This is a genomic window from Nocardiopsis mangrovi (assembly GCF_042653925.1).
GTDB classification, from domain to species: Bacteria; Actinomycetota; Actinomycetes; order Streptosporangiales; family Streptosporangiaceae; genus Nocardiopsis_B; species Nocardiopsis_B mangrovi.
This window is the reverse complement of the sequence record NZ_JBHSFQ010000069.1, coordinates 1-5637: the sequence shown is the minus strand read 5'-3', so window position 1 is coordinate 5637 and position 5637 is coordinate 1. Positions and strand designations below refer to the sequence as shown.

Genomic DNA, 5637 nt, shown 5'->3' with positions numbered 1-5637 from the left:
TTTTGTGGAGGTGAGTGCGCATCCGGTGTTGGTGGGTGCGGTGGAGGGGGTGGTGGAGGAAGCGGGTGGTGGTCCGTCGGTGGTGGTGGGGACGCTGCGGCGCGGTGACGGTGGGATGCGGCGGTTGCTGTGTTCGATGGGGGAGTTGTGGGTGCGGGGGGTGGGGGTGGATTGGGGTGCGGTGTTCGAGGGGTCGGGTGCGCGCCGGGTGGGGTTGCCGACCTACGCCTTCCAACGACAACGCCACTGGCCGGATCGACCCGCTGCGACCGATGGCCGGTCCGCGGCCGGGCTGGGGCTCACCCCCGCGGACCACCCGCTGCTGGGCACCGTCACCGGGCTCGCCGCGGACGACTCCCTGCTGTTCACCGGCAGGATCTCCCGGTCCACCCACCCCTGGCTCGCCGACCACGCGGTCGACGGCACCGTCCTGCTGCCCGGCAGCGCGTTCGTGGAGCTCGTCCTGCGCGCGGGCGACGAGGTCGGCTGTGGACTGCTCGACGAGTTGACCGTCGAACAGCCGCTCGTCGTTCCCGACCACGGAGCCGTCCACCTGCAACTGGCGGTCTCGCCGCCCGACCAGGCCGGATGCCGCCCCGTCGCCGTCTACTCCCGCGAACACGGCTCCGCCCTCGCGGACGCCACGGCCCCGTGGACCCTGCACGCCTCGGGGCTCCTCGCTCCCGCCGAACCCGACCCCGCCCCCGGGGCCGCCGGAACGTGGCCGCCGACCGGCGCCGAACCCGTGGACCTGAGCGGGTTCTACGATCGCCAGGCCGCTGCCGGATACGCGTACGGCGCCACCTTCCAGGGACTCCGGTCTCTGTGGCGGCGCGGCGACGAGGTCTTCGCCGACATCTCCCTCTCCGGAGACCTGCTGCCGGGAACCGACGCGTTCGGCCTGCACCCGGCGCTGCTCGACTCCGCCCTCCACGCGAGCACCTTCCTCACCGGGCCGTCGCCCGGCCCCGGCGATCCCGTCCCGCTGCCCTTCGCCTGGCGGCGGGTGGTCCTGCACGCCTCGGGCGCCACCCGGCTGCGAGTACATGTCGCGGCGGGCGAATCCGCCGGCTCCGTCTCCCTGCTCCTCACCGATACCACCGGAGGCCCGGTCGCCACCATCGGTTCCCTGGTCACCCGCTCCATCGCCCGCGACCGGCTGGGTACCCGGCCGACCGCCTCGGACGACTCCCTGTTCCGGGTCGCGTGGACCCGGCTGTCCGACCCCCCGGCCGCAGGTCCCGCTCCTTCCCCCTGGACCGTGCTGGGCGCCGTACCGCCGGAGTTCGCGGAGTCCGTCGCCTATCCCGACCTCGCCGCGTTCCTCTCCACCCTCGACAACGGTGCGCCCGCCCCCGGACCGCTGCTCGTGGACGCCGCCGCCGGTGCCCGGACGCCCGTCGGTCCCGCGGACCACGCCGGGTACGTGCTGGACCTCCTCCGCTCCTCGCTGCCCGACCCCCGCCTGGAGGCGACCCGGCTGATCGTGGCGACCCGCGGCGCGGTGCCCGCCGGCGACGCCGCAGAGGCGACCGACCCCGCCGCCGCGGCGGTGTGGGGGCTGGTGAGATCCGCCCAGGCCGAGCACCCGGGCCGCATCACGCTCCTCGACCTCGACCCCCGCCCCGACACCGCACCCGCAACCGTGCTTCCGGCCCTCTCCGCCGCGCTGGCGACGGACGAGCCGCAGATCGCGTTGCGCGGCGGATCCGCGTGGATTCCCCGGCTCGCCCGCGCCGGCGACGACCCCGCCCTGGTCATACCGTCCGGAGCGGCCGCGTGGTCCCTGCGGCCCACAGGCCGGAACACGCCCGATGCCCTGGCCCTGGTACCCGATCCCGATGCCTCCGCTCCGCTCACCGACGGCCAGGTCCGTGTCGGGGTCCGTGCCGCGGGCGTCAACTTCCGCGACATCCTGGTCACCCTGGGGATGGTCCCCGGTGAGACCGGGCTGGGCGGCGAGGCGGCCGGGGTCGTGCTGGAGACCGGTCCGGGCGTCACCGCCCTGGCGCCCGGCGACCGCGTCCTGGGGACCTTCGACCGCTCCTTCGGCGCGTTCGGCCCGCTCGCGGTGACCGACCACCGGCTGCTCACCCGGATTCCCCCGGGATGGTCGTTCGCGACCGCGGCCTCGGTGCCCATCGCCTACCTCACCGCGGCATACGCCCTGCGCGACCTCGCCGGGGTCGGTCCCGGCGACCGCGTCCTGGTGACCTCCGCGGCGGGCGGGGTGGGCACGGCGGCCGTGCACCTGGCACGGCACCTCGGCGCCGAGGTCTACGCCACGGCGAGTCCCGGCAAGTGGCACGCGCTGCGCGCCATGGGCCTCGACGACGCCCGCATCGCCTCCTCCCGGTCCACGGACTTCGCGGACCGGTTCCTGGCGGCCACGGGCGGCCGCGGTATGGACGTGGTCCTGAACGCGCTGGCCGGCGAGTTCACCGACGCCGCTCTGCGCCTGCTGCCGCGCGGCGGCCGGTTCCTGGAGATGGGCAAGACGGACCGCCGCGACCCCGCCGGCGTCGCCGCGGGGCACCCCGGTGTCGACTATCGCGTGTTCGACCTGCGCGACGCCGACCCCGATCACACCGCACGCCTGCTCGCCGACCTGATGGCGCTCTTCCGCGAAGGGGCCATAGCGCTCCCGCCCCTGGCCGCGTGGGACGTGCGACGCGCGCCCGAGGCGTTCCGGTACATGAGCAGGGCCGGGCACATCGGCAAGGTCGTGCTGACCGTGCCCCGCGCCCTCGACCCTGCGGGAACCGTGCTGATCACCGGCGGGACCGGCGCCCTGGCCGGCATCACGGCCCGGCATCTGGTGGGGGTGCACGGGGTGCGGCGTGTGGTTTTGGCGAGTCGGCGGGGTCCGGCGGCGGCGGGTGTGGCGGGGCTGGTGGCGGAGCTGGAGGAACACGGTGCTCGTGTGCGGGTGGTGGCGTGCGATGTGGGTGACCGGGCGGCGGTGGCGTCGCTGCTGGCGGGGGTTGCGGCGGAGCATCCGCTGACCGCGGTCGTGCACACGGCCGGCGCCCTGGACGACGGCGTCGTCACCGACCTCACCCGCGATCGGCTGGCCGCGGTGTTCGGCCCCAAGGCCGATGGTGCGCGGCATCTGGACGAGTTGACGCGGGGTCTGGATCTGGCGGCGTTCGTGCTGTTCTCGTCGGCGTCGGGGGTGTTCGGCAATCCGGGGCAGGCCAATTACGCGGCGGCCAACACCTATCTCGATGCTTTGGCGCAGCGGCGACGCGCCGAGGGGCTGCCCGCCGTGTCCCTGGCCTGGGGGTACTGGAGCGACGCCAGCGGCCTCACCGCGCACCTCGGCGACACCGACCTCCAGCGGAGCCGGCGCGGCGGCATGGCCGGCCTCTCCGCCGACGACGGCCGCCACCTCTTCGACGCCGGCCTGGGCGGTGACTCCGCCACCCTGGTACCCGCGCGGCTGGACCTCGGCGCGCTGCGGCGCCCCAACGGTTCCGATCCGGTTCCGCCGCTGCTGCGCGGACTGGTCCGGCACCCCCGCCGCACCGCCGCCGATCCGGTGTCCGCCGGCGGTCCCCTCGCCGGGCTCGCCGGCCTGCCCGAAGCGGAGGCCGGGCGGGTGCTGCTGAACCTGGTACGCGAACACGCGGCGGCCGTCCTGGGGCATGCCGGCGGCGACGCGATTCCCGCCGCGCGCGCGTTCAAGGAGAGCGGGTTCGATTCGCTCACCGCGGTCGAACTCCGCAACCGGCTGAACACCGCCACCGGCCGCCGGCTGCCCGCCACGGTGGTGTTCGACCACCCCACCCCGCAGGCACTCGCCCGCATGCTCCACCGCGAGTTGACCGGCGTGGCGGGCCCCTCCTCCACCCGACCGGTGCCCGCCACGGGCGCCACCGGCACGGATGACCCGGTGGCGGTGGTCGCCATGGGGTGCAGGTTCCCGGGCGGTGTGGGGTCGCCGGAGGACCTGTGGCGGCTGGTCGCGGGGGAGGCGGATGCCATGGGGCCCTTCCCGGAGGACCGCGGCTGGGATCTGGCGGCGCTCTTCGATCCCGATCCCGATCGTGCGGGCACCTCGTACGTGCGGGAAGGGGGGTTCCTGGACGATGCGGCGGGGTTCGACGCGGGGTTCTTCGGGATCTCGCCGCGCGAGGCGCTGGCGATGGACCCCCAGCAGCGGCTGCTGCTGGAGCTGTCGTGGGAGACCGTGGAGCGTGGAGGAATCGATCCCTCATCGCTGAAGGGCCGCGACATCGGGGTCTTCGCGGGCGTGATCACCCATGACTACGCCATCCGCTTGCAGGGAGCCGCCCCGGCCGACCTCGAAGGCTTCCGGTTGACCGGCGGCTCGGGGAGCGTGGCGTCGGGGCGGGTGGCGTATGCGCTGGGGCTGGAGGGTCCGGCGATCACCGTGGACACGGCGTGTTCGTCGTCGCTGGTGGCGATCCATCTGGCGGCTCAGGCGCTGCGGCGGGGCGAGTGCTCCATGGCGCTCGCCGGAGGCGCCACGGTCATGGCCACCCCGGACACGTTCGTGGAGTTCTCCCGGCAGCGCGGCCTCGCCCCCGACGGCCGCTGCAAGCCCTTCTCGGCCGCGGCCGACGGCACGGCCTGGTCGGAAGGCGCCGCGCTCGTCCTGCTGGAAAGGCTTTCCGACGCCCGGCGGAACGGGCACCGGGTGCTCGCGGTGGTGCGGGGGTCGGCGGTCAACCAGGACGGCGCCTCCAACGGGCTCACCGCGCCCAGCGGACCCTCCCAGCAGCGTGTCATCCGCGCCGCCCTGGCCGACGCCCGGCTCCGCCCGGCCGATGTCGACTGGGTCGAAGCGCATGGGACCGGCACCCGCCTGGGCGATCCGATCGAGGCGCAGGCGCTCCTGGCCACCTACGGTGCCGACCGCGCGCCGGATGCCCCATTGCGCCTGGGGTCGGTGAAGTCCAACCTCGGCCACACCCAGGCGGCGGCGGGAGTCGCGGGGGTGCTGACGGCGATCCTCGCCATGCACAACGGGGTGTTGCCGCGGACGCTGCATGTGGCTGCGCCGTCTTCGGAGGTGGACTGGTCGGCGGGGGCGGTGGAGCTGTTGGGGGAGGCGCGGGAGTGGCCCCAGACCGGTCGGCCGCGTCGCGTGGGGGTGTCGTCGTTCGGGGTGAGCGGCACCAATGCCCACCTCATCCTCGAACACGACCCCTCCCCCCGCACCGTCCAGCCCGCCGGCGCCGATCCCGGACGACGCGCCCCCGCGCCCTTGCCGTTCCCGCTCTCAGGTGCCACCCCCGGCGCCCTGCGTATCCAAGCCGACCGGCTGGCGGACCACATCGAGGCACGCCCCGAACTCGACCCGGCCGCCATTGGCCGTTCGCTCGCGACGACCCGAACCGCTCTCGATGACCGGGCGGTGCTCCTGGCCGATGACACACCCGGGCTGGTCACCGCCCTGCGCGCGCTCGGCCGCGGCCAGCCGGCGCCCACCACCGTCACCGGAGCCGTCGCCGAGGGCGCCGTGGGGGTGTTGTTTTCGGGTCAGGGGTCGCAGCGGGTGGGGATGGGTCGGGGGTTGTATGGGGCGTTTCCGGTGTTCGCGGAGGCTTTTGATGAGGTGTGCGGGGCGTTGGACGGGGCGCTCGGGGGGTGTGCGGGTGGTGGTGTGAG

General features: G+C 74.8%; 1 protein-coding gene. It reads left to right on the top strand.

Annotated features, from left to right (window positions below; translation table 11 throughout):
* Positions 1–25 precede the first annotated feature (25 nt).
* On the top strand, positions 26–5637 hold a 5612-nt coding region (locus tag ACFO4E_RS29900), incomplete at its 3' end, for an SDR family NAD(P)-dependent oxidoreductase (protein ID WP_378580647.1).